This is a genomic window from Vibrio tapetis subsp. tapetis, assembly GCF_900233005.1.
GTDB lineage: Bacteria > Pseudomonadota > Gammaproteobacteria > Enterobacterales > Vibrionaceae > Vibrio > Vibrio tapetis.
This window is the reverse complement of sequence record NZ_LT960611.1, coordinates 3733273-3759209: the sequence shown is the minus strand read 5'-3', so window position 1 is coordinate 3759209 and position 25937 is coordinate 3733273. Positions and strand designations below refer to the sequence as shown.

27 protein-coding genes are annotated in these 25937 nt (G+C 41.0%); 17 read left to right on the top strand and 10 right to left on the bottom strand.

Translation table 11 applies throughout. The features are described from left to right. Positions 1-9: 9 nt before the first annotated feature. The 3 genes from traA to VTAP4600_RS26735 form a co-directional block, all read right to left on the bottom strand. Entirely contained in the window at positions 10-297 is a 288-nt protein-coding gene (traA, locus tag VTAP4600_RS17015) for a type IV conjugative transfer system pilin TraA (protein WP_012396992.1), read from the bottom strand. 219 nt (positions 298-516) lie between these two features. Beyond that, the gene (locus VTAP4600_RS17010) at positions 517-1005 is read right to left on the bottom strand and encodes a hypothetical protein (protein ID WP_102523820.1); all 489 of its coding nucleotides are present in this window, start codon (positions 1003-1005) and stop codon (positions 517-519) included. Positions 1006-1297: 292 nt separating this feature from the next. Continuing rightward, the gene (locus VTAP4600_RS26735) at positions 1298-1411 is read right to left on the bottom strand and encodes a TraY domain-containing protein (RefSeq protein ID WP_102524034.1); all 114 of its coding nucleotides are present in this window, start codon (positions 1409-1411) and stop codon (positions 1298-1300) included. A 303-nt stretch (positions 1412-1714) separates the two neighbouring features. Here VTAP4600_RS26735 and VTAP4600_RS17000 point away from each other — a divergent pair, with 303 nt between their 5' ends. The 5 genes from VTAP4600_RS17000 (at position 1715) to VTAP4600_RS25980 (ending at position 6306) form a co-directional block, all read left to right on the top strand. Beyond that, positions 1715-2359, top strand: a complete 645-nt coding sequence (locus VTAP4600_RS17000) for an XRE family transcriptional regulator (protein WP_102523819.1) — start codon at positions 1715-1717, stop codon at positions 2357-2359. Positions 2360-2802: 443 nt separating this feature from the next. Then, the gene (locus VTAP4600_RS16995) at positions 2803-3630 is read left to right on the top strand and encodes a hypothetical protein (RefSeq protein ID WP_102523818.1); all 828 of its coding nucleotides are present in this window, start codon (positions 2803-2805) and stop codon (positions 3628-3630) included. A gap of 1309 nt (positions 3631-4939) precedes the next feature. Beyond that, positions 4940-5704 (top strand): ParA family protein, encoded by a 765-nt coding sequence (locus VTAP4600_RS16990; RefSeq protein WP_102523817.1) that lies wholly within the window; start codon positions 4940-4942, stop codon positions 5702-5704. A 53-nt stretch (positions 5705-5757) separates the two neighbouring features. Then, positions 5758-6039 carry a hypothetical protein gene (locus tag VTAP4600_RS16985; RefSeq protein ID WP_102523816.1) on the top strand — a complete coding sequence of 94 codons (282 nt, stop codon included), beginning with the start codon at positions 5758-5760 and terminating at the stop codon, positions 6037-6039. 90 nt (positions 6040-6129) lie between these two features. Next, positions 6130-6306, top strand: coding sequence for a hypothetical protein (locus VTAP4600_RS25980; RefSeq protein ID WP_172443142.1), 177 nt, complete (start codon positions 6130-6132; stop codon positions 6304-6306). Between the two features lie 101 nt (positions 6307-6407). Here the strand turns inward: VTAP4600_RS25980 and VTAP4600_RS16980 are convergent, their stop codons facing one another. Next, on the bottom strand, positions 6408-6794 hold the full coding sequence (locus VTAP4600_RS16980; RefSeq protein ID WP_102523815.1) for a hypothetical protein: 387 nt from the start codon (positions 6792-6794) through the stop codon (positions 6408-6410). 596 nt (positions 6795-7390) lie between these two features. Between VTAP4600_RS16980 and VTAP4600_RS16975 the strand changes: the two genes are divergently transcribed. After that, complete coding sequence (locus tag VTAP4600_RS16975) at positions 7391-7855, top strand: hypothetical protein (RefSeq protein WP_102523814.1); 465 nt, start codon at positions 7391-7393, stop codon at positions 7853-7855. An 8-nt stretch (positions 7856-7863) separates the two neighbouring features. Beyond that, positions 7864-10629, top strand: coding sequence for a tyrosine-protein kinase family protein (locus tag VTAP4600_RS16970; RefSeq protein ID WP_102523813.1), 2766 nt, complete (start codon positions 7864-7866; stop codon positions 10627-10629). A gap of 411 nt (positions 10630-11040) precedes the next feature. On the opposite strand, the gene VTAP4600_RS16965 is transcribed toward VTAP4600_RS16970, so the two are convergent. After that, positions 11041-12021 (bottom strand): BsuBI/PstI family type II restriction endonuclease, encoded by a 981-nt coding sequence (locus VTAP4600_RS16965; protein WP_102523812.1) that lies wholly within the window; start codon positions 12019-12021, stop codon positions 11041-11043. Positions 12022-12150: 129 nt separating this feature from the next. Here VTAP4600_RS16965 and VTAP4600_RS16960 point away from each other — a divergent pair, with 129 nt between their 5' ends. After that, on the top strand, positions 12151-13662 hold the full coding sequence (locus VTAP4600_RS16960; RefSeq protein ID WP_102523811.1) for an Eco57I restriction-modification methylase domain-containing protein: 1512 nt from the start codon (positions 12151-12153) through the stop codon (positions 13660-13662). A gap of 53 nt (positions 13663-13715) precedes the next feature. On the opposite strand, the gene VTAP4600_RS16955 is transcribed toward VTAP4600_RS16960, so the two are convergent. Next, positions 13716-14372, bottom strand: a complete 657-nt coding sequence (locus VTAP4600_RS16955; RefSeq protein ID WP_102523810.1) for a recombinase family protein — start codon at positions 14370-14372, stop codon at positions 13716-13718. A 200-nt stretch (positions 14373-14572) separates the two neighbouring features. Between VTAP4600_RS16955 and VTAP4600_RS16950 the strand changes: the two genes are divergently transcribed. The 3 genes from VTAP4600_RS16950 to VTAP4600_RS16940 all read left to right on the top strand — a co-directional run bounded on the left by VTAP4600_RS16950 (position 14573) and on the right by VTAP4600_RS16940 (position 16385). Next, complete coding sequence (locus VTAP4600_RS16950) at positions 14573-15622, top strand: coiled-coil domain-containing protein (protein WP_102523809.1); 1050 nt, start codon at positions 14573-14575, stop codon at positions 15620-15622. A 47-nt stretch (positions 15623-15669) separates the two neighbouring features. Next, positions 15670-16005, top strand: a complete 336-nt coding sequence (locus tag VTAP4600_RS16945; protein WP_231897839.1) for a hypothetical protein — start codon at positions 15670-15672, stop codon at positions 16003-16005. A gap of 143 nt (positions 16006-16148) precedes the next feature. Next, the gene (locus tag VTAP4600_RS16940; protein ID WP_102523808.1) at positions 16149-16385 is read left to right on the top strand and encodes a hypothetical protein; all 237 of its coding nucleotides are present in this window, start codon (positions 16149-16151) and stop codon (positions 16383-16385) included. Positions 16386-16420: 35 nt separating this feature from the next. On the opposite strand, the gene VTAP4600_RS16935 is transcribed toward VTAP4600_RS16940, so the two are convergent. Then, positions 16421-17386 carry an Rpn family recombination-promoting nuclease/putative transposase gene (locus VTAP4600_RS16935; RefSeq protein ID WP_102523807.1) on the bottom strand — a complete coding sequence of 322 codons (966 nt, stop codon included), beginning with the start codon at positions 17384-17386 and terminating at the stop codon, positions 16421-16423. 47 nt (positions 17387-17433) lie between these two features. Further along, positions 17434-18036 carry a DUF2913 family protein gene (locus VTAP4600_RS16930; RefSeq protein WP_102523806.1) on the bottom strand — a complete coding sequence of 201 codons (603 nt, stop codon included), beginning with the start codon at positions 18034-18036 and terminating at the stop codon, positions 17434-17436. Positions 18037-18616: 580 nt separating this feature from the next. On the opposite strand from VTAP4600_RS16930, the gene VTAP4600_RS16925 reads away from it, so the two are divergent. From VTAP4600_RS16925 to VTAP4600_RS16910, 5 genes are all read left to right on the top strand, one after another. Then, a complete protein-coding gene (locus VTAP4600_RS16925) occupies positions 18617-18919 on the top strand; it encodes a DinI-like family protein (RefSeq protein ID WP_231897838.1) in 303 nt (100 codons plus the stop codon). A 525-nt stretch (positions 18920-19444) separates the two neighbouring features. Further along, on the top strand, positions 19445-19915 hold the full coding sequence (locus VTAP4600_RS16920; RefSeq protein WP_102523805.1) for a hypothetical protein: 471 nt from the start codon (positions 19445-19447) through the stop codon (positions 19913-19915). Positions 19916-19930: 15 nt separating this feature from the next. Next, complete coding sequence (locus VTAP4600_RS16915; RefSeq protein ID WP_102523804.1) at positions 19931-20395, top strand: hypothetical protein; 465 nt, start codon at positions 19931-19933, stop codon at positions 20393-20395. A 35-nt stretch (positions 20396-20430) separates the two neighbouring features. Next, a complete protein-coding gene (locus VTAP4600_RS25975; protein ID WP_172443141.1) occupies positions 20431-20595 on the top strand; it encodes a hypothetical protein in 165 nt (54 codons plus the stop codon). 11 nt (positions 20596-20606) lie between these two features. Continuing rightward, entirely contained in the window at positions 20607-20933 is a 327-nt protein-coding gene (locus VTAP4600_RS16910; protein WP_231897837.1) for a hypothetical protein, read from the top strand. 207 nt (positions 20934-21140) lie between these two features. Here the strand turns inward: VTAP4600_RS16910 and VTAP4600_RS16905 are convergent, their stop codons facing one another. Further along, entirely contained in the window at positions 21141-21650 is a 510-nt protein-coding gene (locus VTAP4600_RS16905; RefSeq protein WP_197708651.1) for a hypothetical protein, read from the bottom strand. An 11-nt stretch (positions 21651-21661) separates the two neighbouring features. Next, positions 21662-22846, bottom strand: coding sequence for an AAA family ATPase (locus tag VTAP4600_RS16900; protein WP_102523803.1), 1185 nt, complete (start codon positions 22844-22846; stop codon positions 21662-21664). 721 nt (positions 22847-23567) lie between these two features. Here VTAP4600_RS16900 and VTAP4600_RS16895 point away from each other — a divergent pair. Continuing rightward, positions 23568-25391: a ParB/RepB/Spo0J family partition protein gene (locus VTAP4600_RS16895; protein ID WP_102523802.1), complete on the top strand. Its 1824-nt coding sequence runs from the start codon at positions 23568-23570 to the stop codon at positions 25389-25391. The last annotated feature ends 546 nt before the right edge of the window (positions 25392-25937 follow it).

Here is a 25937-nt window from a genome sequence, read left to right as displayed (position 1 = left end):
GAGATCTCCTTAGCCGAGTCCGACCATTGGGGCGCCGACGTTCCATAAGATGGAGCCTCCGGCAAATCCGCCGAGGGCGGCGAACCAGTTACGCGTCATGAGTCCGGTCACCACGGCGCCAAGTAGGCCAGTGCCGAGCATGGCGGTTTCGACCAAAGAGCCTTTGCCGGCGGTGTCTTTGACCGCTTGCTTGCCACCGGCAAACAAATCGGCGGCGAGCGTGGGTTGAGTGACCAAGAGGGCGCCAAGCCCGACGGCCACGCCAACAGCCAGAGCGCGTTGTGAGTTACATTTCATGGGATGATTTCCTTTTTTATGAGTAAAAGCCTTAAGGCTTGGGTGTGCGTGAAAGAGGGGTATGAATACCATGTGAAAAGCGCCGCGCAGGCGGCCCCTTTCACCTGGCCTTTCTATTGCGATTGAGCTAAGTGCTCCGCTGACTCGGTACTCCTTTTGTCTCGACAAGAGGCGTGGCCTCGTTATCGCAGCCAAAAGCGAGCTTGAAGGGTAAGGGGGTTAATGTATTTCTTTGTTCTTGTTGATCTGGTCGATCACTGATTTACGTTTTCGCAGAAATTGTTTCCAGTTTTTCTTACTCAACGTGAGATTTTTTTCTTTTCGGTATCGTTTTTTTTCTGCATTACTCAGGCATTGACACTCCCCTTGTCCACGATTTGTTTTACGTGTTGGTTTGTGTGGTGTTATGGGGGTGGGGGTTGGAATGATTGTTTGCTTCATCGGGTTGGTAGAAAACCGACGCTGCCTACCATCAATGTGTATCGTGTCAATTCTTCCATGAAAGGGGGGATAATTGACTTGGTTATTATGCGCAATCAACGCGGCGAAAATGAGCCCTTCGGTCGTATCTGCAATAAATTTGACATTGATGATGGCGTGCTCTTGAAAAGAAAGCCCCGCTAGTTTTTTAAATTGGTTTTTCTGTGTCATGTCGCCAAGCATGAGCTGGCTGTCAAAAGGGAGTATGCCGTACATAATTCTGAGCATGATGATGATTCCTAAAGCGCCTACTTTGAGATGCGGGCAGTACCCGCATTTCAAAATAGTCGGGTATCTTTCAATACCCGTGTTGTGTTTCTTTGCTTATGTATGAACACAATTCATACCACTTGGCCAGAGCAGCGAGTCTCTATGGTTCAGCCAATTTAATGTTTTGCACGCATTTATTGGACTCATTTTAATTCCAGCCCGCGCCCTTCTTGGCGCTCAAGGAATAGTGTTAACCATAGATAGTGTCTTGGTCTTTAAGCCGAAAATAAGCTAATCAGCGGCAAAAAAACTATTTTTTACGGGGCGTTTTCTCTTGCGCCCAATCAGCACCAAACAAGTTTAAATGATGCGCCAGCCTTGCTTCTGCTTCGCGTAGCTTTGCACGTCCATTTTTTTTGCAGATGCCATTAAAAGTCGATTGTTTTGTTCATTAACGGCAACATTCACGTTAATGGACTTCGATTCGTTAGGCACAGGTTGATCCTATTTGGTTTGTATAAAAAATCTGAATCACCGAAAGCTAGTTAGGTATCAAGCCTAATGGAATGAAAATAATAGCTGTATGGATGATCATGGTGCCATTGTAAGTAAACAAAAGGATTATTTCAATAGTATTTGTTACCTTTTATTTACCTCAATATAAACATAAGTTTCTGCTATGTAGGGGAGAATAGTAGAATCATAAGATTAAAAAATACCTACAGATATGCAAACAATTGCGGATAGAATTAAAAGCTTGAGGTTAAATGCTAAGCTCACTCAAAGAGAATTAGGTAAAAAAATAGGAGTTACTGCTGTAACTATATCAAAATGGGAATTGGAAGCTTCTCAACCTAAAGCGCATAGTTTATTTGAATTATGTAAGATATTTAATGTGGATTCGGAGTGGTTAACTTATGGGCGTAGCTCAGATATAAATTTTGGCATTAAGCATATGAGTAACGATGAATTGTTAACTGTGCCATATTTTGAAAATATTGAAGCTGCGGCTGGTGAAGGTTGTTTTATAGCTACAGAGCGTGCTGATTTTGAATTGGTGATACCTAAAAGTTTTTTTAATGTGCATGTTAGTGATGATTTAGTTTGCTTGAGAGTTTTAGGAGATAGCATGGAACCGGAGTTTAAGAATGGCTCTATAATTTGCATTGATATTAAAAATAAAAAATCTATTGATGGGAAAACATACGTTGTAAATCATGAGGGTATGCTAAGGATTAAATTTATAGAACACTCTCCCAAGGGAGTATTATTGCGTAGCTTTAATTCAAACTATCACGATGTATTGGTTGATGACTTTGAACAGTTTTGCATTGTAGGTGCAGTAGTTTTGCAACTTTCATTTTATCAATAAACTTTTATATATTTTTGTGCATAGGCTAGCATTTATTGACAGATATGGCTAAAATACGTTTAGATTTTGAAGTTAAAAGTGCATTACATAGCACATTACTACATAGTTTTTTATGTAGTGTATTTTTCAGTAATCTAGAATGTGTTAGACCACTAATCTAACGATTCAGCATTCGCAAATAGCCGTCCTACCTGAACGTGGGCGGCTTTTTTGTTTATAAATTTTAAGAATTTGATCTTTCAATAGATCTTGTGTAAGTTAGTGCTCTACTGTTTGGCTTAGTAACCCAGACTCCCCTAAAAATCGTTCAGGAATCAATACTATGTATACCATAGAACTTTCTTGCCAAAGGCAAAAAAGGCTCAGCACCCAAGTAATGACCGATAATGATGATGGCTATCCGTGTGATACCCGTTTCGGTGATGAACTTGAGGGCGAGTCTCATGTTTGCCGATAACAACGCCTCAAACCTCACCAAACCGGAATATGACAAAGCGTATCGCGCCAAACGCAAAGCGCGTAAGCATGAGCTGATTGCGCTGTGCCACTCCGTGTTGATACAAAAGCAAGAAGAGTATCCGGATTTTACTATTGGATTTCGATGTTATCGTTTGCTGCGCAGTGGTGAGATTGTCAAATTGCCGCCTGAGTATGCGGTGATCTTAAAGTCGTGCCAGGATTTCATTAGCAACCCACAACGGTTTGCCAGTTTGTTTGCGTGGGGCGGCGCTGCCATTCACAATATTCAGTGCCGTACTTTGATTGCTAAAGTGTTGGCGTGCATGATCCCAAACACGGATTTGATTGGTGGCCGCATCGGTTTACCGACCGAAGCGGGCTTAAAAACCATCAGTTATGATCAATTGCAAGAAGACTATGCGTTGCGTTGGGGAGAGTTCATTTCTCCTAAGGCGTTCGCTAAGGTCGTGAAATACTTGCAACGAGCGGCTTATCTCACCTCTGAGCGCATTAATGTGTGTGTGGACAGTGATGAGGGCACGGTTCGCAGCGCGGCCGCGTATAAGCAGTTTACCGCGACGTTTTTCAGAGATTTAAAAGTCGTCAGTTACCGCAACATTTCTGATCTCATCATTGCCAGTCGGCAACGGATGGAAAAGAAGGGCTTGAGGTTTGAATGGCTTGCGTTTCGTACCATCGCTGCAGGCGTTCAAGAGATCTTTAATGCCGACAAGTTAAATAAGACCGCGTCTTTAGTCTCGGGCTGGTTCTTACCCTCTCCTCGTAGCCAAGCTCACCTTTCCCCGCATTAAATTAGAACTTGTATCCGCTTCACGGCGGAGGGTTGGTCACGTCTGGTGTTTAATCCGGGGTAAAAAAGCGCCTTGACGAGGACTTTTACGGCGTTATTTCCCTAGTTTTATTGAAATTATTTAATTGTATGTAGACAAACGTTTGTAACCACGAGCTGTTTTTACAAAGAGGGTGCAAGAAATGGAGGGTAGACGTTACCCTTAAAAAGGCTCTGTATATTGGGCTGCGGTTAGGAGTACTCCGTACTTACACTACGTATATACTCATAATGTAATCTCATTTAATACGACTTCTCTACTCAAGGTTTGTGCTGGCTGCTATATGCTTGCATGTAGAGACAGTGCAAACCCGACAAGCGTTAGCGCGTCAGTCTCATCCCCCATAACTCACTTGATCGATCCTAAAGCGTCGCTTCGCTCCAAAATTGTCTCAGCCAGCACCAAAACATCATTAAATTCCCCCTACTCTTCTTAGCTGGCTGCGCTGGATCTTTCTTTTGTCATACGACAGGAACCTTTCTCACTCATACGCCCACTCTTGTGAAACCAATCCTTAACCTCCTTATTCCCGTCAACCTAAACCGCTCATCAAGCTTAGCAGGGCCGAGGTCTTTTTTGGGGCCGGCAGTATCATGCGATAAAAAAGAAACGGCGGACGCTTCATCACCTCTCTTACTCGCTTCGCTCGCGCTTTTTGGTATTCGTCGTACAGCGACTCATGAAATAAAAAATGACAGAGCAGAAGATCAATTTTGATCTGTACAGATCTTAAACAAAAGAAAGGCTTTCTATCCGAATGCTACATTACTCTTAATGTTACAGTGTAATGTGTTAATCGCTAGATGGGATTTGAAGTCCAATGGAACAAAAAAACAACGTCAAGAGGGTTAGGGTTCTGTATTTTATAATTTAAGGGTTATGAAGCCCAACGGTACGGTTTTGTATGTTAAGCATTAAATTAATAAGTTAGAGCTGCATGACGTTTAGGTAAACCTTATGATCACTGGTAAAAAAACAAAATCAGTATATAAAATAACCTATATATCACCACTGGCTGTGCCATGACTTAAATGACATGCTTGTTTTTTGTTAGCGTACGTTTTCGTTCCATTGGGCTTCAACCCCCGATGAAGGATTGAGTCTCAAAAAATCCTCATTTATTGAGACTGCCAATTTGCAGATTAGACTATATCAGGACTGGATAGATTTATTAGACGTGAAAAATGTAATACTTTTAGTATTACATTGTTGCTTTGGAGTCGCTCTTGTGTCATGATATGTAATACTAAAAGTATTACATGAGGTTTTTATGGCAAAAGTCATAGCTTTGCTAAATCAGAAGGGTGGTGTTGGAAAAACAACTACAGCCATTAATTTATCCGATACATTGGCAAATCAAGGTTTTAAAGTTCTGGGTATAGATCTTGATCCACAGGGAAATTTTTCGAAAGTGGTCTCTGGTGGGGAAGCTAGTTTCCAAAAAAATGTGATGCAACTTTTCCTAAAGGATAACAATGTTGATATTTCTCAGCTAATTACTATATCCAAAGATACTCATAATTTTTCGTATATCCCTACCGATATACGACTAAGCCGAGTTATAGAGTCTGGCCTAACTCTTAGTTTTCGAGAACACCGCTTGAGTAAGCATCTCGATAAAATCAAAGAACAATATGATTTCATCATCCTAGATTGCCCGCCTAATTTATCATTAACCACAACAAATGCGATAGTTGCAGCTGATTTATTTTTGATGCCTGTTAATAGTGGTGTATTTGCGTTGGATGGCCTTGAAGACCTTTTAGATGCATTGAATGAAGTGGGTCAAGGTGAGATGCTTAACTATTATGTTTTTCGAAATGAAGTTGCCGTAACGAACAAGAAAATAAACGCCGCGATTGATGAAGATTTGTCATATATAGCAAGCAATAGAGTGCTTAATACATCAGTTCGAAGATGTGAAGAAATCGGACAAGCTTCCTTTATGTCACTTCCATTAAGTAAATATAAGAAAGGTTCTGTTGCTATCAATGATTACAAAGCTTTAGTTAAGGAAGTTTTAAATGTTATGTAATACTATTAGTATTACATTTTTTAGGAGGGTAATACTAATAGTATTACATATGTATGGATTTAAGTAAGCGAAAGAAAAGAGGCGACCGTGAAAAAGTTGCTGAACCCATCACAACTATTACTAATGTTAGTAAAGCAAAAGCAAAACAAAGTGCTCCTACATGCTATAGGTTCAATGATTATGATAAAGCTGAAATTGCTTTAGCTGTTGCTAATGTTAAGGTTCATGTCGTTACAAAGGTGACGCCAGCTAAGTTGCTTCGTGCTTTAGTACGTTTGAACAATACTGGTATTATAGATCAAGACGAATTAGTTAAAATGATTGACTCAATGTAATACTAAAAGTATTACAATTTAAGTGCCTCCTGATATTGTTTGGTCGACGAATATCAGGAGGCGCACATCGCAACTCAAAGGAGAATTAAGATGCAGTTGAACTGTAGCATAACCCACATCCTAAACCAAACCGCCACCAACGATGAGCTTGAGATGTTAGCAAGCCTTATGGTGCGGAACTATTTCCGTCCTAACCAACAAGAAGTCATTGCCGCATTTATTGGACGACAAGCCATAAAAAACTTCCTTGAGGAGTCTGAACTATAATATTTCTCCATATGTTCTGATTACTTAGATTACATGTAACGAAGAACAGCTTCCAATTTGAAGCCGTTCTTCTGTCTAAGCTAGATACGTATTTTAAGGGACTACAGCAAAAGAAGTATCCTTTTCGCTTCAACCTCATGCTCATTTTTAAGACTTGCGACAAACTTAAAAAACTTTTTAAGGGACGTTTTGATTTCATGATCGGAGTCAGCTCCCCACGCCTTACTTCGACACCAAGCTCTAAACCGACTATTCAATTTACCTTTACTCAAATCGTTTAGACCCAGAACATCCCCAGAGCTCTCAAGATATATAATGAATAGCTCTATATTTGAAGTATGCTTATGAGCGGTTTTTTTAGTGTACTTAGCCAGCAACATCTCCAAGAACTCGTCATTAAACGTTTCAAGGTCTGTCTTGAGCGGAAGAAAACACTCTTCAAAGTTCTGAAGAATTAGTTTGTATTCATCTAAAGTAACAATGGGCATTAAACTTAACCTTTCGATGATTATTCAAAACCCCCAATCTACCCTAAAAATGGATCTTTGGTGCGGATTAAGGGACGTTACGTTAAATGTTAAATGACTCTTCAATGATATTGGAGAAAATTGGCCCTAATAGTGATTTTTTATATGAGGTTTGCGCTCATTTCAGCGAAAAGTCCAATGTGAGTCGCTAGCTCTTTATTTATAAAGGCTGACAGCTATGGTTTGTTTCCAGAGCCATATTTTAATAACGTCAATGTTGCTTGGTAGTTACGATACGACAGAGCTGCTTGGTGATCACAATTTAAGCCCTCGAGTTGTAACATACCTATGGACAAGTGTTAGCGAAGAGTTTTACTCATTTAGTGAGTAACGAATTACTTGAAGTTCAATAGTATGCCACGTCCTTTAATATCTGAAAAAATAAATCTCCCATATCTCTCTTGTATTAACTAGTGGTAAAATAAAAAGTAAATCTCAAGTCTAAGGGCTGAGTAATTTGTATCTATCGTGTCTTTTGTTGACCTTAACAAACTGAAAAGGTTACATATTTTAAGATTTTGTTAGATCTTAGTTGACAATTTAAATCAGGAGCTATTTTGAAATACCCCGAATATTTATTAGCAGCTAAAAGGCACAGTGAGACTTGTAAAGTTTTACAAGAAAGAATAGAGGCTTGCTTAAGTGCTGATCAAGAACAGAGTTTACAGTTTCAAAATTTGGTGCTTAGTCTGTATTATCTATCTGGATACATCGTTGAATGCTCACTAAAATATAAAATATTGGATCTTCTCGGGTTTGATATTAACATAAATGTAGATAAGTCAGGCTGTAATGGTTCAGGCATCATAAAGTACAATGAGATTGCGACACATAAATTTGATGATTTACAAAATCGATTAAGCTCACTCATAAGTGACTTAACATATGAAAGTAATAATTCTCAAATAGAGCAGTTATTGATTAATTGGGATCCATCGATAAGGTATAAAGATATAGATTTACCTTATTCTGATGTTAAAGATTTCTATCTTCATACAAGAAGTTTCTTAAGAAATATGTAAGGGAAAAAATGTTAAAATCAATAGATTTTATGAATAGATTAGAAGCTGATTTGATGGGGAACATTGAATCGGATACCGTTAATAATTTTTTTCTTGAATTAAGAATAAATCAGAAAGTTAATGTGTATATTGTTAGTGATACTGTAAAAGGAATTGATGGCCTTTCTTTTAAAGAAATTTCACAAACAGAGATAAACAATAAAAATATTTTATTTGTTTTTTTATCCATTGCACAATCAGAAGATGATGATTATAAATATTTATTTGAAAATGGTAAAGTTTCTTTAGGTTTGCGAAGATCTCTAAATACACTACTTGACCATAAAAAAGATAACATAGATATAAAAAGAAATGTGATGACTTTCTTTAGTTATAAAGGTGGTGTTGGTAGGACGACTTCCCTGGCTTTGACTGCGACATATTTATCTAGAAAAGGGAAAAATGTATTCGTTATAGATAGTGATTTAGAAGCCCCAGGTTTGCTTAATTTTTTCAATAGCGCACAATCCTCAAAGCAAAAAAGTGGTTTAGTTGAATACTTAAATGATAAATTATTTATAGAATCGATTGAACTAGATAATTACATTTACAAAATAGGAAAAGATTATTCAGGAAGTGGTACTATTAATTTAATGCCTGCTGGAAATATATTGTCAAGTGACAACAGAGATCTTGATAGCTACCTAGAAGGCTTGGCGCGCTTGGATCTTCAAGGCGTAGGCTTGATTAGAGTACTGAATCATTTAATTAATGATATTCAGTCTGAGTATCAACCAGATATTATATTAATTGATTCAAGAACTGGTTTTAATAATCTTTTTGGAACATTAACTAAATTATCTAAACATGTTATTATATTGGCGGGTGATGATATTCAAAATCAGCCTGGTACTGAATACGTTTCTAATCTATTAGGTGATAAGTGTATTAATGCAACATTTGTTCTTTCGATCTTAAGTAGCAATTACCGAAATATATTCAATAACTTTGTTCAATACATACAAAATGTATATAACTTTGATGCTGATACGTTCTATTTTGATCGTCAAAACACATTAGAGTATATAGGAACATCTTTATCTGATGAAGATGACTTAAATGATTTTATCAGTGGTGAGAACGGTTCAATTCAATATCATAAATTTTTTCAATATATTGAGTCCATTATAGATCAAAAAACTGAAATAGAGCTTGCTGTCGAAGCTGAACCTGTTGTTGAAGCTGAACCTGTTGTTGAAGCTGAACCTGTTGTTGAAGCTGAACCTGTTGTTGAAGCTGTATCCCCACGGAAAAGCTTGCAAGATAGAATATTAGATAACTTATCAGATCATCTGCCAAGTTTATATGCCGAAACGACAGAGTATAATGCTGATTATATAAATAATATTTTTTATTTTAGACCTTGTATGGAAGATTTTTTAATTCCGGAAAAAAGCATATTACTTGGAGATAAAGGAACAGGTAAGACAGCTTTTTATAAGGCATTGCAAAATGAACATTTTTTCAATCGATTAATAACCAAATCTCAGAAGCAGCATTTAAAATATAAAGTATTAAACGTTACAAATTATGAGAATGATAATTTTGAAGTTTTGAAGTTTGATGATTACTTAAAGGATGAGCTATTTGTTAAAAGGTTTTGGGTATTCTTTATTTGGCAAGCTATTTGTACTCGCGGTGACTATTCAAGTAAAATAGATATTCCTGTCATTGATTTATCTAGAACTACTGCTCAAAATAAAATAATAAAATTGATTAACAATGCTGATTTACTAGATAAAATAGAGGATGAGTTGTATGATATAAATGCACAGTTAAATTCATCTCAACATTTATTAATCTTAACTTTCGATCGTTTAGATAATATTGTAAAACCTAATTTGTGGAACGACATCGTTTCTCCGCTAGTTAAACTTAGTATTAATTGCCCATGGGATATGATTTTCCCAAAATTATTTCTACGACGAGATTTGTATGAGCGTCTTGGTAATTTAACAAATAAACATTCATTTGCAGCTAGAGTGATTGATTTGGAATGGAGTCAAAATGAAATGTTTTCATACTTTTTGAAATTAATATTTTTGTATTGTAAGGAGGATTTCTTCGAATACTTAAATAAATATTCTTCAACGACAGCAATTAACACTAAGCAAATTGAGAAAAAATTAAAAACTAAAAATCATCAACATAATCAATTACCATTAGATACATACTTAATTCAACCAATTATAAATTTATTTTTTGGTTCTCCAAAATCTAGAAAAAACGGGAAAATTAGATTAGCTTACGAAGACCTATATAGAAACATTCAAAGTGCTGATAAAACCGTTAATTTGCGTCCGTTTATAGACTTAATTTCTTCAGCAATAAAGGAACAAAAAGAACAAGACCATATTAAAAAATTTAGAAAGGAATCAATATTAAGCCTAATCTATTGTACAAGTAATCAGTCACGAAAAAGCGCTGTTATTAATTATTTAACTGATCTATGGAATGAAAAAGGTAACGAATTTGTTAAGTTCTTTTGCGAAGACCTTTCAAAGAATAATAATATAGATTCTAAATATAAGAAAAATACTCTATATGAAGAGACATTTGAAAGCCTACTTATACAAATAAGATCTAATCATAAAGATGAAGCTGTAATTAAAAACTCTACAGTAGAAGAATGTAAACAAGTTCTTTTAGCTAATAAAATTATTACTACTTATATGGTAGGTAACAAAACTCGTTATGGCTTTGCGTATCTATATACAAATTATTTAGGTGTATAATGTTTTAATTATTACTGATAAATTATTCTATGATTTTTAGTAATAAGAGCGACCATGTTTTTTATAATAATGGCTGCTCTTTAAAGTATTAAAAAGCCACCGGAGTTATCAGTTTGGTGGCTTTTTTTAAAACTATTTTTTTGCAAATCATACGAATGGAGGCTGTTGCAACTAATCGGGGCTGTTGTAATTAATCAGAGAATGCAGATCTACCCAGTCATGTACGTAACCACTATTGGGGGTTTGAGCACCAATGGAACAGAAAACAACGCTAAGAAGGTTAAGTAATTGTATTTAAAAGTGTATTTCCAGTACCGTTATGCATCTGAATCCAATAATGTCGACAACCAATCGTCTTACCTTGCCGGCGTTAATTAGAAATGAGCCCCGAAAAACTCAGGGCAAGCCATGTTAGACAATCTCAGGTTTGTTATCGTGTGGTCCAAGAAAACGATCACCATTGAAGTGAATCATATGGTCGGGATTATCAGCAATCCAAACTTCAGTTTCCCATGCAATATCTGCAGAATTCTTCCTAAACTCTGCTCTATGAGGAAAAGCAGTGACGTAAACACGCCCAACAGTACAACCCTTTAGAGCTTCTTCTAATTCAATCCATCGTTTGGGGCTTACTGGTCCATGACTTGTTACAGCTTCTATTAAAAACAACCATTGACGTTTTTCATCATAAACAACAACGTCCGGTAATTTATCATGAGACATTGGTGGGACATTAAGTGACTCTAGGTATTCAGTTTCTAAAACCATATGTTTACCACCTTCATCACGGCTACTTGCTGTATCACCGATATAAAGAATTTTACCGCCCTCACCAACAAACCTCGGACAAAATTCATGAACAATATCAGCGTGAAGTTGGTTATGAACACCTGGGGATAGTTTTATCTCATTGCCATCAGGCAAGTGAACAGGAATCTTTTCTTTATTGATAGTTCGTTCATACATCGCTTGTAGACTAGGAACCTCATCGAGGAATTTTTGAACCAACTCTTCCCAACCCCCACTAGGGTAAGCGTGGAGAATCTCGATAATCGATTGATTCAATGAGTAATTGTTGTCTTTGCTATTTGTAGCTCTTGCAGGGTTATCTCGGTTTCTATCAACGATCTGAGCTTGATCAAATTGGTGTAACGTTTGTCTTCGAATCGTTTCACGAGAGTTTGGTTTGTAATCCTTACCATACTCTGAACGAATAAAGTCCATAATATTAACGGTTGGTAAAAGTGGTGCGGTTGCAACATTCCAATCGTCATTTGGTCTCACGTTAGCAAGAGCCAGAAAGACCCAAGCCGACCTATCGTTGTATTGTTGTTTTGGTAAGCCTAAAGCTTTGAGTATTTCTTTAGCTTGTTCTAGTTTTTTTTCTTTCATTTTCTTGATTTATTAGCCATAAAACCAATTGGTTCCACAATGTAACCTATGTGCAGGTTTTTTTCTTCCTTTTGTGCAGGTTTTTTGCGATACTTCTCAGTCAATTAATTACTGTATAAATGACCAAGCATGACAGAATTAGCTCTAAACATCCCCCTCAATCTGAATGACATTGCAGATGTAAATCGAGTTGAAGCAAATGGAAAACTTGATGAAAAGTTGAGAGGTAAATTAGGACAGTTTATGTCATCTTCTTCCGTATCTCTGCTTCTTGCAGAAATGTTTGAAAATATTGAGGGCGAACATCGTCTGCTGGATGCAGGAGCCGGTGTTGGTTCCTTAACAGCTGCTTTTGTAGAACGAGTTAAAGGTAATGCTACAAGTATTAAGTCGACTTGTTTTGAACTATCAAGCGTAATGAATCACTATTTGGCCGATACTTTAGGGCAATGTTCCAATACTTGTGAAGCAAATAACGTTCAATGGGACCAAACGGTAGTTGAAGAAGATTTTATTCAACATTCTGTTCAAATGCTTCTTAGTGAGGATTTCGTACCTAGCTACAACAAAGCGATTCTAAACCCACCTTATTTAAAAATTGCTGCTAAAGGCGAGGAGCGTAATGCTCTAAGACAAGTTAATTTCGAAACAGGTAATTTATACTCCGCATTCGTAGGACTAGCGATTAAGTTACTAGAAGACGATGGTGAACTTGTTGCAATCACACCACGCTCATTTTGTAACGGTCCTTACTTCAATGACTTCCGCAAGCTACTATTAGATACTTGTTCGATAAACAAGATACATGTTTTTAACAGTCGTAAATCAGCATTCAAAGCAGATAAGGTTCTTCAAGAGAATGTTGTGTATCACTTAACGAAAGGTAAGCCACAACGAGATACTGTAACTGTTAGTTCTAGCTCTTGTGCAGATGACCCTAATCCATTTGTTTATGAAGTGCCATTTGAAAAAATAGTGAGTGATAACAATCCTGACAGGTTTATTCATATTATCACTGATGAAGAAGAACAGAATGTAGCAACTAGAGCAGGTGGTTTACCGTGCTCACTTGAAGATCTTGGTATTCAGGCAAGTACAGGTAAAGTTGTAGACTTCCGAACTAGAGAAAATTTAAGCACGGACTTTGTTGATGGTTCAGTTCCTTTGATTTTTCCTCAACACCTACAAAAATGTGCGATTAAATGGCCAGTTGAAAATGCTAAAAAGCCTAATGCATTGCTGAACAATAAAAGTACCGCTAACCTGATGGTTCCTAATGGCACTTATGTTCTCACACGCAGATTAACAGCTAAAGAAGAAAAACGTAGAATCGTAGCTTCAATTTATACAGCTGATGTAGCAGACGTCGAAGTTGTAGGTTTTGAAAACAAAACTAACTACTTTCACGCATTAGGCGAACCATTACATGATGGTCTTGCTAAAGGTCTTTGGGTATTTTTGAATAGCTCGCTAGTAGATAAGTATTTCCGTCAAATGAACGGTCATACCCAAGTAAACGCTACGGATCTGAGGACATTACGTTACCCAACCAGAGAGCAACTTATTGACATGGGTAAAGCTGTTGATTTTGAAGAGTTTGACCAAGGGTGTGTAGATCATATTATTGAGCGTTTTCTTTGAACTGCGGCAATGAATGTTCAAGACAATTAGCATCTTCTATAGAAGCTTAATGTCTAGGTCAAAAAGTCGTTCTCGGCTTTGTTGTGATGCTTTTTCAGTAACTTAGATACTTTAGAAATGGTATGTCTGGAGCACCCTATCAATGCTTCGATTTGGCTGTAGCTTTTTCCCTCTCGAAGTAAACCTTCAATTTTCTGGTGTAGCTTGATGTTAACGGGGCGACCTTTGTATTTCCCTTCTTGCTTCGCTCTTTGTACGCCCTGTGCTTGGCGACGACGACGATCTTCATAATCTTTTCTGGCAACAGCAGCCAGCATATCGAGCATCATATTATTGAGAGCGGCGAGCATTCTGTCCGTAAATTCGTCAGTTGTGTGCATAAATTGATGGCTGGTTGGTAAGTCTAATGCTACTACCCTCAATCCTTTACTGGCAATGATGTTTTTTAATAGTTCCCAGTCTTTGGTGTTAAGGCGACTGATCCGATCAACTTGTTCAACTAAGATAATGTCACCCATCATCGCTATATCGAGTAAACGGAACAATTCAGGGCGGTGTAAGCGAGCTCCCGATTCGTTCTCCTCAAACCAATAGGCGACTTGATAACCCATTTTGTTTGCAAATTCAATCAGGTCATTTTTTGCACGCGAAGCATCTTGATCGTCAGTTGAAGCCCTTAGGTAACCATAAATTCGGATATTGTTGTTCATTGGTGCATTTTACATTGGTTTAATTATATTGGTGCATTATACACATATTTTCACTATTTACTGCACTGAAATTATCTAGTGCAGTAAAGGTATACCCTAAAAAATCCAGTGAAAGCTTTAAAGTTGCGGCTTTACGTTTACACTTTACGTAAAGTGGATTACAATTGTGTTAATGTGTAATTTTAGGTTGAGATATAAAAATGACAACGACATCCGATATCAAAAAACAAGTCGTTAAGGTGTGTGAAACTTTGTACCAAACCGGCGGTGTTGAGCTGAAAAAAATCACCGGCCGACTTGTGGCCAAAGAGACCGATTTTTCTCATACCGCGGTGACGCCTTATGTAAAAGACTGGCGTGAAGAGCAATACAAGATTGAAGCTGATGAGCTAAAAAAAACATCAATGAGCGATGTGCTGGTCAAAGCGTTACACCAAGAAATTAACGCCCGTATGCTTTCTCTTAACGCGCTTCGTGATGATGAAATGGACGTCAATCGGGTGGAGCTTGAAGAGGCCCAAGAGAGTGCCGCGCAGCTTCTACAAACGAATGAAACGCTTGACTTAAATTTGCTTGAGGCCACCGACAAAAACGTTCAATTGGAGCGTGAACTGGCCACGAAAACGCAAGAAGTCACCCACCTTGAGGCGACCGTGTCACGAGTTCAACGGGAAAAGGAAGAGGACTTAAAAGCCGCGGAGCACGCTTACGCTGAACTAGAGGGAAAATTAACTGAACAGGTGGCCAGCCATCAACTGATGGTTGAACAACTGAAAGAGCAGCATCAACACGCCCTCGTAGAATTAAAATCTGAGCACACTCAACGTATCGCAGAGCTGAGTCATGTGCATAATGGCAATATAGACGAATTAAAACAGTCTCATTCGTCCATTCAAGAGCAGCTCCGTGCTGATATTGACAAGTTATCGAATCATCTTACTGACATGACGTCACAATCTTCATCAAAATCAGAAATCATCGGCCAGTTACGCGCAGAGCTTGAAGATAAAGAGGCGCTGAAAGTGGCCATGGAGACCCTTACTCTCACCAATAGAGAGCTTGAAATTCACCTAAATGCCGCACAACAAAGTGCACAATCCGCGAATGACGCGGTGTCCAAACTTGAAGTGGAGATGCTCGATCACAAAGAGCAAAGAAATAAAGCTCAGAGCGATCTCGTTAAGGCGAACGATAGCTATGCCTTGCTCAATGATAAGTTCATGACAGTATTATCGAAGAAGGACGCGTAATGGGGTGTGCACGATTAAAGAATGAATGTTTCATTGTGAGGTAACGAATGAAATCCGATGAATGGGTTTGTATTGAGGACGGCGAAGACGATTACGTCATCGAACGCTTTGAAGTTCGAGTCAAAGGTAAGAAGCCTTTAGTTATTAATCATCCGTCTTTTTCTAAACTTCTCTTTGTCACTCAGCAATATCTTAATGGCTCCCTTGATATGACTAAAGAGCTGATCAGAAAAACCGTTTTACAGTCACCGGAGCCGCTGACCATAACTGAATACATTAAACTGGTCGAATTTCTGGAGAGGGAGTCATCTGCTTTCTTGGATGAGGGCTCCAAGCGGGCGGCGGGTCTTTTGGGGCGAAACAAACGTCCATTAAATCAATAACAAGCATAAAGATTGGGTCGTTGATATTATGCCACCCGTTACTTCGTGGTTTTCTGTATACACAGAAGAAATAGCGATCCTATTTTAGGATCTTTTGTTAGAATCAGAGACACGATGAATAAAGTGTAAAGTCCTCTTTTATTTTGCGAAATTTTATTGATACTAAATTATTGTCATGGCCGTTAACCCCTGAGTTAGAGAGTAAGAAAGTAGGGAAGCTGGTGTTATATTTGTCACCTGATATCCCCGAGCAAACCTTTTTCCTTGAGGCCATGCTTAAAGACGAAAATCTTTCGACCCATAAACGTAAAGCGTGGGCGGGTTTTTTGCGGGGGCTGGCCGAAGAATTAGATCCTACACCGGTTTCTCATGAGGAATAAAACGATCCCAATATAGGATCGTTTTCACGTTGTTTCTAGTTACTTAATTTGATAACAACACTTCGCTCTAATCCCGTCAATTCACTGATAAATTCAACGGATTGACCCGAAAGCAGCATCTTCCGAGCAATGGCTTTACGCTCTTCTTGCTGTCCTTCTTGGCGGCCTTCTTGGCGGCCTCGTAGTAACCCGTTTTGTTCGCCTTCTTGGCGGCCTCGTAGTAACCCGTTTTGTTCGCCTTCTTGGCGACCTTCTTGGCGAAGCTGATCGGCTATGGTCATGATAGTCTCTCCATGTTCTGGCGCGCTCTGCGCTAACCCTTCTAACAAGACAGGGGCATTCTTTGTCTCCCCGACTTGCAGTATGTATCTCACCAGTCTTTCGACTTGGCCATCATTTAACTCGGCTCTCATGAACAACACGCCCAGTTGTGTGACAAATTCTAGCATATCTCGCGTGCGAGCGTGCTTTTGTACCAATTCTAGCGCCGCGACGCTTCGATGTCCCATGATTTCTTCATCGGGGATCACCGTGACATCAATCAGTGGAAAAGGTGTGCTGTAGAGTGCCTTTGCTACCGCAGGCTCCGCAAACATATCCAGCCAGTTCATGCTATGAGGGTGAGGACTCTGGCTGCCGTGGTAAAATAATAATGGCACGACCAAAGGGAGGCGTTCGTTTCCTTCATCCAAATGCTGCTGCATGGCTGCTATTGCATAACGCATCAACCGGAAGCTGATGCGGGCGTCTGCGCTACTTTGGTGCTCAATCACCGTGTAGACATACCCCGTACCATAACGTGTTTCTAATGAATAAAGCACATCGGAGTAGTAAGGCCGTAAATCTTCTTCCAAAAACGACGTCGATTTCAGTTGCAGCGTGGAAAGATCGCACAATGCCTGAATGTCGGGCGGTAAGTGGATTTCTAAAAAATCCTTTGCCACCTCAGGCAGCGTTAAAAAGGATTTAAATAAACCGTCGTGAGGGTTGTTCGTTGCCATCGTTGCGTTATCTCATTGGTAATGTGATCCGTTCATCGCACTTCCCGCTAGCCTTCAATCAGGTTGATGTCTAAGGGATGAACCAAAAGGTGCGCTTGGTGTGTCTTCTCATTCCATTCTTTCATCTCCGCCACAAATAAACCGTGTCGGTTGATGCACTCAATCAGCTCAGGCGCGCGCTCTAACTCGATGAGCATTGAAATGGGGCTCACTTGCCGGTGCTCAGCATCAAAGCCTTGCTCTAATTGCTCTTCAAGTAAATACAGTATGCCGGGCTTGGTTTGCATCCCTTTTTCAAACAGTCGAGACTCGAGGCCTTCTTCATCATAAAGGCAGACCAACAAGTGATAAAGCTTCTCCGCTCCTTTAAGCTTAGATTGCTTCGCCAGGGCGTTTAACTCATGCAGTTTCATTTCTAAGTTCCCTCCGCTCTTTCTGGCTGAGTTTACCATGAGCTTAATGTCTTTCTTAATGCTTGATAACGATGTGTCGCTTAATTTAGGCTTGAGATATTTAATCAGTATCTCATTACGGCGATTCACCGGAACATAACGGGTCGTCGTTGATATCTGAAAGAACAAGTGAAGTAACGCGTGCGTCACCGTGTCGTGTAAATGATGATAGTAATTAAAATCGCGTTTTATTTGCATGCTTGCTGGTCTGACTCTCTATCTATTGCGCTCTTGGCGCTGCGGATCCCCAGGGGAAAGCGAAAAGAAGGGTTCGTTTACACGAACCGGCACTATTCTAGTGCCTATGGCGATTCAAATCCTTATTTTTGGTTCGTTTACGGATAAAAATTGAACTCGGTGCATGCTGGCTTTGGGGCAGAGAATACTCAAGCATCAGTGAGCTGTTTTTTTTGTTCTTTTCGCAAAGCCTTGCCTTTTCTTAGCGTTCTCGCTTCGCTCGGTTCATTCCGTCGCTTCGCGCCTCCCGCGATAACGCATGCCACCGATATCGAGCAAAGCTCGATGTGCCATTGCGTTCCTGCGAACAACGGTGATTTTCAAGCGACTTCTCTTTGTTACTCAGCAATATCTTAATGGCTCTCTTGATATGACTAAAGAGCTGATCAGAAAAACCGTTTACAGTCACCGGAGCCGCTGACCATAACTGAATACATTAAACTGATCGAGCTTTTGGAGATCGACTCATCCGCTCTCCAGACAGTTCAAAAGGAACGAGCAGGTTTTTTGAGAGTAATAGGCAAATATTAAAGCGCTTTACATGAAAATACGCGGTATAACACTGTATTTTCATACAGTGTTACGTGTGGCTCTGGAGGCGTTAATTATGCGAGTTGAAATGATGGTTCAAAAGGATAAGTTACCTAAAAACGGGCTCTCTTTGATCACGGTTGAGTTAGAGAAAAGGCTGCATGGGATCTTTCCTGATGCAAAAGTCCGTGTACGTGCTGGCACGAGTAATCGACTCGATATTTATGCACATAAAGATAAAAAAACTCTCGCAAATAACATTGTTGAGCAAGCGTTTAATGAAGCTGATGAGTGGCTTTTTTCTGAATCTTAATGTTGTCTACTATTCACCTCATACTGGTCTAGGTCTAGGTTTAGGTCTGTTTGTCTAAGGAGGGGCTGAGAATACTCAAGCATCAATGCGTTGTTTTTTAAGATATATTTTCGCAAATCCTGACCTTTTCTTGGGCGTTCTCGCTTCGCTCCGTTCATTCCGTCGCTTCGCTCCTCCCGCGATAACGCATGACACGAATATCGAGCAAAGCTCGATGTGCCATTGCGTTCCTGCGAACAATCACCCAACGCCTCCGCTCACTGCGTTCGCTACGCCTCGTCATTCTTCCTCGTTGTCTTTCACTGCCTGTCATTAAGACAGAGTAAGGGCCGAGTTTTTTATGCGCCGATTTTCCTTTCTACTCGCATCACCTTACGGACTCGCAAGCTGTTAACCATGACCTTTCAGAACCTCAATAACAAGGGTATATGAACGCTTCGCGCCCTTGTTATTGAGAACCATGAAAGCCCGATGGACAGCTAAGCGGCTCCGAAAGGTGATACTCAAACAAAAAGGAAACTCCCCATGGCGCAACAAAACTCAACCCTAACTCTCTCTAAATGCCAAACAGCGACCAGCGTCTCGCCGCTGGAGCACGAAAGCTCACCAAAACATGATGTCTCTTTGTCCGAGGGCGAAAGGGGCTTCATTCAATTGATTGACTCCGATTCAAAACAGATCTTAGCGCAGCGTGAAGGTTTAAATGATGAGGCCTCTTTTGAGTATCTAGAAAAGTACGTGTGGAACATGAGCGAGCAGGTAGCCATGCAGTTTGTGGCGCAAACGGATCATGTTCATCCCACGAAATTCTTTTGTGCGCTCCCTAAAGAGGCCCTGGTTAAGTGTTACCTCAACCAACTGACGGATCAAGAGCCGGTGTCTATCAAGCCATGTTGGGAAGGGCTGGCCGAGCAATGGGAAGAGAACGACACGACGACCGAACCATGGGATGCCTTTGATAGCGACGGTCGCTGGATTGGCACGTCGGAATGTTAACCAGAGGGCGCTCATATGAAACAACAATCAAGCCGTACGATAGAGCCAGTGGCGCTTCGCTGCCAAGTGAAGGCGTTGCGTCAGTCGATTAAGGGAATGGGAGCGCCATCGGCGCCAACCCTATCACCACAGCGTCACGCGATTGTGCAGCGCGTGCAACACCTGAAAATGTTCAGTCGCGGTCAGAGTTCTGAGCAATTGGATGATATCGCTCAATTAAAAGAACAAAGAGTCCGGGAGGCCATCAACACTCAATTCCCTGGCATCGGACAGAAAACGTTTCAGCATCATGACTTCTATGAGCTTTTACTGGATCTCGATAGCCGTATCGGACTTGGTGAGTGGCGTCTACGAGAAAGCCGTGAAGAAGTCATTGTGTATGCCTCTTATGGCTCCGTCTTCCCGGGTTTGCGTTTTCAAAAGCAGGGTGAGCGCTACTACTGTCGCGGCTTCAACTTTGATATCCGCCTGGCATCTTAGCCCTAACTCTTAATCTGATTGTCATGGAGAAAAAAATGGAACAGTCCATCCCCCCTATTTTTGTGACTGGTGCGTGGGTCTTAGCAAAAGCACGTCATGGTGGTGTTCGCCAACCCATCGCGCGTAATAACGTGCAAGAAATCTTGTGTCAAAAAGGATTGAACAGTGTGTATACCCTCATCCATTGGATTGAAGAATAAGGAAGCATGCGATGAAAACGCCTACTCATTTTGCGGCACTTTCCGAGCTCACGGCTCGTGACTTTAAAAAACAAGCTGTGATCACCCCTAAACGTCGGTTTGATATCTATAACAACGGCCAATCTTGTAATGTGATTAATTGGTCAAGCGAATACCAAACGCACATCTATTTGCGCTTAAACGTGTCCTGCGTGGATAAAAAACCGCTCTATTTTGTGGAGACCTATTCCATGTGGGGCGATTGGCTGTGCAGCCATTCATATCGAACCATCAGGACGTCAAACTCGCTTGGATCGGTCAGTTATGATGTGGCACAGCTACGAAGAGCAAGAACATGATAAAAATTAATCAATGATCAATTTCTAGCTAATTTTTGGACAAAACCTTGTTAGATTTTTTGATCTAACAAGGTTGTTTCAGATAAGAAAAAGTATCTTGAAACCATGAAAGCTTAGAATAGATCCCGTAACGTTTTCTGCAACAATCTCCCGACGGTGGATATTTTGTCCGTAAATCCTTGTAATGACAAATTAAGCTATTTGTATTTATTTTTGATTAGAAATCAATTCTCTAAGACTAACAATCGCATCTTTTTCAGTAGTATCTAAAACTTCTTTGGAAAACGATTTTTGGTAGCTAGTTTTTTGAGTAGGGCAGCCACCAAGAAAAGGTTTGAGTTTAGTTTTACAGCTGTCACCGCAGGTTCCAGGCTTAACACCAAGAACATCAAGCAACATCCCCTCAAGACATACAGGTGTAGATAAAATCACTTCAATCTTATGCTTTTCCGCATACGCCCAATCTTGTTGTTGTATTGCTACGTCACTATCCATCAACACATATCGTTTGTCGTAAGCGGCTTCTTGGCTCTTTTTAGCAGACATGAGAATATTTCTAGGTGAACCACCATCTGATGATTCGATTTTAACTACTTGGCCAGTTTTTCGGCCGTCATAGTTGTCTTTCATGTGATTCAAGAACGCTCTGTCGTGTATACCTTCACCAACGACGATAAGTGACGCAATATTAGCCTTTCTAACTTTCTTCTTCGCCAACTTCAACACTCCTATACGTTGGGTACTGCACCTAGAGCACCAGCTTGGTACTTAGCGTAAAGGTTGTCATCGGCACGGATGCCTACCATTTCATCCAGACGCCAAGCATCACTTTCAAGGCACTCTTTTTCTACGAGGTAGACTTGGTGTTTCTTGAGTATATTTAGCACTTCTGGTGTGTGACAGGTAAAGATAAGCTGTGCATCATGCTGGTTAGTCTCTTTGTGCTTAAACCAATTCAGAATGACTGGGAGCATATGAGGATGGAGGTCGTTATCAATCTCATCTAAAATAGCAACACCACCATATTGTAGTACTGGAAGTACCCTACGAAGCATTACAAAAAGAGCTTTAGTACCGCTAGATTCCTCGAAGAGTGGGAGTGTAAATTCACCTTTTTCGCACTTATGGATAGCGAAAGGAAAATCAAACTCTATTTCGTCTCCTTTCTCATCTGTAAGCTTTTGCGACTTATATTCAATATCGTGAATTCCCAAATCGAAGTCAAAGACAGCTTGATGTAATCTCTGTTTCAACCCACTATCTTTTTTTAAAAACTCGGTCGCTTCCAGAATATCACCATCATTGAAATGTCTGCGCCCCATCATATTCACATTGAAAATAAAACTATCAAAGTACTCATAGAACTTAGATGCGTTAGACACACTCTGTTGGAATGCTGCTGAAATAACAGAGACATTACTTCTCACTTTCTTGGCTTGAGCTACAGAAAAGCCGAAGCCTTTTTGCTTGTAGCTGTATCCATCCTCAGTTCTCTCTCTGACGAACACATACGAGTAGCTACGACTTGTTTTTTTATACAGTGATTCCAACAATACATCGTTTTTTGTAATCGATAAGTTGTATTTGTACTGCTCCCCTCCGAGCATGAAGTACAACTCAAAATCAGTAGACTTATCGGTATACAATCGGTGTGGCATGTATGGGATATTCTCAGATGGTTTATAATCGAACACAGAAGTCGATATAAATGAACCAAGGAAAGCAAGTGGACGCAACAACTGAGTTTTACCAGCACCATTAGCACCAACAACAGCCAATACCTTGTTCAGACGCTCACCAGAGTCTAGGTTTATGTCGTAGTAGGAAGCTGATGGTTTTTTCCCAACTTCAAAAGATACTTCTTGCTCACCGCCAAAAGAGTAGAAATTTTTACAGATAAATTTTATTAACACGGAAACACCATAATCAACGTATTTTTGTTGATTATGGTACTTAACAAGGGGGATCGCAAGTGTATTCAGGGTGATTTAGGTCAAATAATCAAGTTATTCACTAGTCACTATCTAGCCTAATCTCAAGTTACCCTTTAGACACGTTACTGGTATTACGAAAAGTAAGTCAAATGCTGCTTTGGGGAAGTCAGTGTTTCATCGTTCGAAACACACTTTGGGGCAAAACCTTCTTAGAGTTAAAGGTCTAACTGTTGTGATCGCTCTCTAACGGTTCAATTGATGCTCAAAATGAACACACTTTATGCTCTTCCTGCAGCCGTTCCCGTTAGGGCGTGACCGCAAGCGGTCGGGCTTTTCGTCGTTCCTCCTCCTATCGCTAACTTGAAGCCCATATTGAGCAAGCTCAATGCGCTTCTAAGTTCCAGATAGCCAATCCCTCACGCAAACGCGTCGTTAGGCGTCTGAAGCGACGCACTCCGCTCTATTTCACGCCTTTACGCTAAGAGGGCGTCATCGTTTAGGTGCTTCGTTCATTTTGTTTTACTTTTTGATTTGAGCTCACTTGCTTACCCGCGCTGATTTCTTAATCTCTCAACGTTCGCCCTCTTTGCAAGGGAGGCTGCGCCGCTTCGCGCCCTTGTCAAAGCGGTCTTTCAAGTTGAGTCGATGAAATCAGGCAATAAGCGAAGTGATACTCAACGAACCAAAAAGGAAAACCGCTATGAACGCAATCAACCCAATCTCAGCGCCCTCTAACCGTCAAGACGCGACCAGCGTATCGCCGCTGGACACTCAGGCAACTGCACAAAATGATGCCTCTATTGTGATGCTGCCTGTTAGTCAATTGGTGGTGTCGGATTTAAACGTGCGAAAGAGCAAAGCCAGTAAAGCCGATGATGAATCTCTACAAGCGTCCATCTTGGCGCATGGCGTCATTCAAAACTTGGTCGCGCTGCCTTGTGAGTCAGGTCGGTATCCTGTTATCAGTGGGGGTCGTCGTTTAACTCAACTTCAAGCGCTGGTTGAATTAAATAAAATCACACCTGAGCACCTTGTGCCCGTTAAAATCTTAAATGCGTCCACCGTGTCGCACGATGCCACTGAAATCTCATTGACTGAAAACGTCACACGCGCCTCGATGCACCCAGTGGATGAGTTTGAGGCGTACTCAAAAAGAGTCGAAGACGGCGCAACCGTGGCCGAAGTCGCGCAACGCTTTGGTAAAACACAACGTTACGTGCATCAGCGCATGAAATTAGCGGCGGTCGAGTCGGCTATCCTTGAAGCATACCGCGAGGGCAACGTCTCTCTTGAGCGTGTCATGTTATTCACCCTTGCCAGTCCAGAGCGTCAACGTGACGTGTGGGAACAAGTGAAAGAGAAGTCTTGGTATTCTGAACATCAAGTACGCCACATGCTTAAAGAATCCGCATTGGAAGCGTCAAGCGGACTCGTCACGTTTGTTGGTCAAGCGTCTTACGAACAAGCAGGGGGGATGGTCACCACGGATTTGTTTTCTGACAAAATCTATTTTGAAGACCGCGCCTTAATGGAATCGCTTGCGATGGCTAAGATACAACTTGAAGCGGATAAACTGAGCGCGCAGGGCTGGAAATGGACCGAAATACTGCTCACACGCACTCACGATGAATCGCGTGGCTATGTTGAACTGACGGGGAATCAAGGTAAATATAAGAAAGCCGAGAAAGCGTTAGCAGGGTGCATTCTCGCGTTAGGTCACAACGGGGATATCTGTATCATTAAAGGTTTGGTGGCGAAATCCGAACGTAAAGCGCTCAAAGCCTTGCAAGCCGAATATGCCAAGAAAGCAAACCGTGAGGAGGGCGTCGAACTAGGAGAGGGTTTAAGTGACGTTGTCGCGTCAGAGCCAACCTATTCCGGCGCACTTACTGACGATTTGAACGCGCACCGCCTTGTTATCGCAAAACATGCCTTGATGCAAAATACATCACTTGCGCTCGATGCGCTTCACTTCTCTTTGTGCTTGAAAGCCCAAAATCAGTACTTGAATGCGCCCATTAATGTCACCCTAAATCACAGCGCTGTTGAGCCAAAGCAAGGGGATTTTAATGAGAACAAAGCACTTGAGCGTATCGAGCAGCACAAGCAAAGTTTGGACATGACGTGGTATGAGGCAAGCGGTGAGCACGAACGATTTCAAGCGTTCGTTGCCCTCGATAGTGAAGAAAAACACAAGCAAGTGGCGTTCGCCACGTCATTAATGCTCGTGCCTTGTCTGGTTGGGGATAACCGCTCCACTCATGATTTCCTCTATCAAGCGCTGGCCTTTGACGCCCCCGATTACTGGCGACCAACCACGGACAGCTTCATCAAACGCATCAACAAAGAGGCGCTGATTGACATTGCCCGTCCTGTGATGTCAGAAACGTGGTTACAGAGCGCCCAATCGCTCAAGAAGAGTGATTTGGTGAAGCAATTAACTATCTGGCTTAATGGGGGAGACAACTCACTGACAGAGCCACAGAGGGCGCATTTCGCTCAGTGGATGCCCGTGGGCTTTTAATGTCCTCAATATGCAGTCCTGACGGACTGCATATCCCTAAGCGTGTGTGCGCCTTTACCCGTAATAAGCTCAAAGAAAGCAAAAGCAAAAAGAAAGGCTCGTTAACACGAGCAAGCGCTGTCCCAGGGCCTGTTTTGATTGGCCGGTTTTTGTTTATGGGCAAGGCGTGAACTCAACGCATGCTGGTTTAGGTTTAGGGTGAGAATACTTAAGTATCGGTGAGGCATGTGGAGGTGACTTCTTGTGCTGAGCTTTCCGTTTTCTTGGGCGTTCTCGCTTCGCTCCGTTCATTCCGTCGCTTCGCTCCTCCCGCGATAACGCATGACACGAATATCGAGCAAAGCTCGATGTGCCATTGCGTTCCTGCGAACAATCACCCAACGCCTCCACTCACTGCGTTCGCTACGCCTCGTCATTCTTCCTCGTTGTCTTTCACTGCCTGTCATTAAGACAGAGTAAGGGCCGAGTTTTTTATGCGCCGATTTTCCTTTCTACTCGTATCCCCTTACGGACTCGCAAGCTGTTAACCATGACCTTTCAGAACCT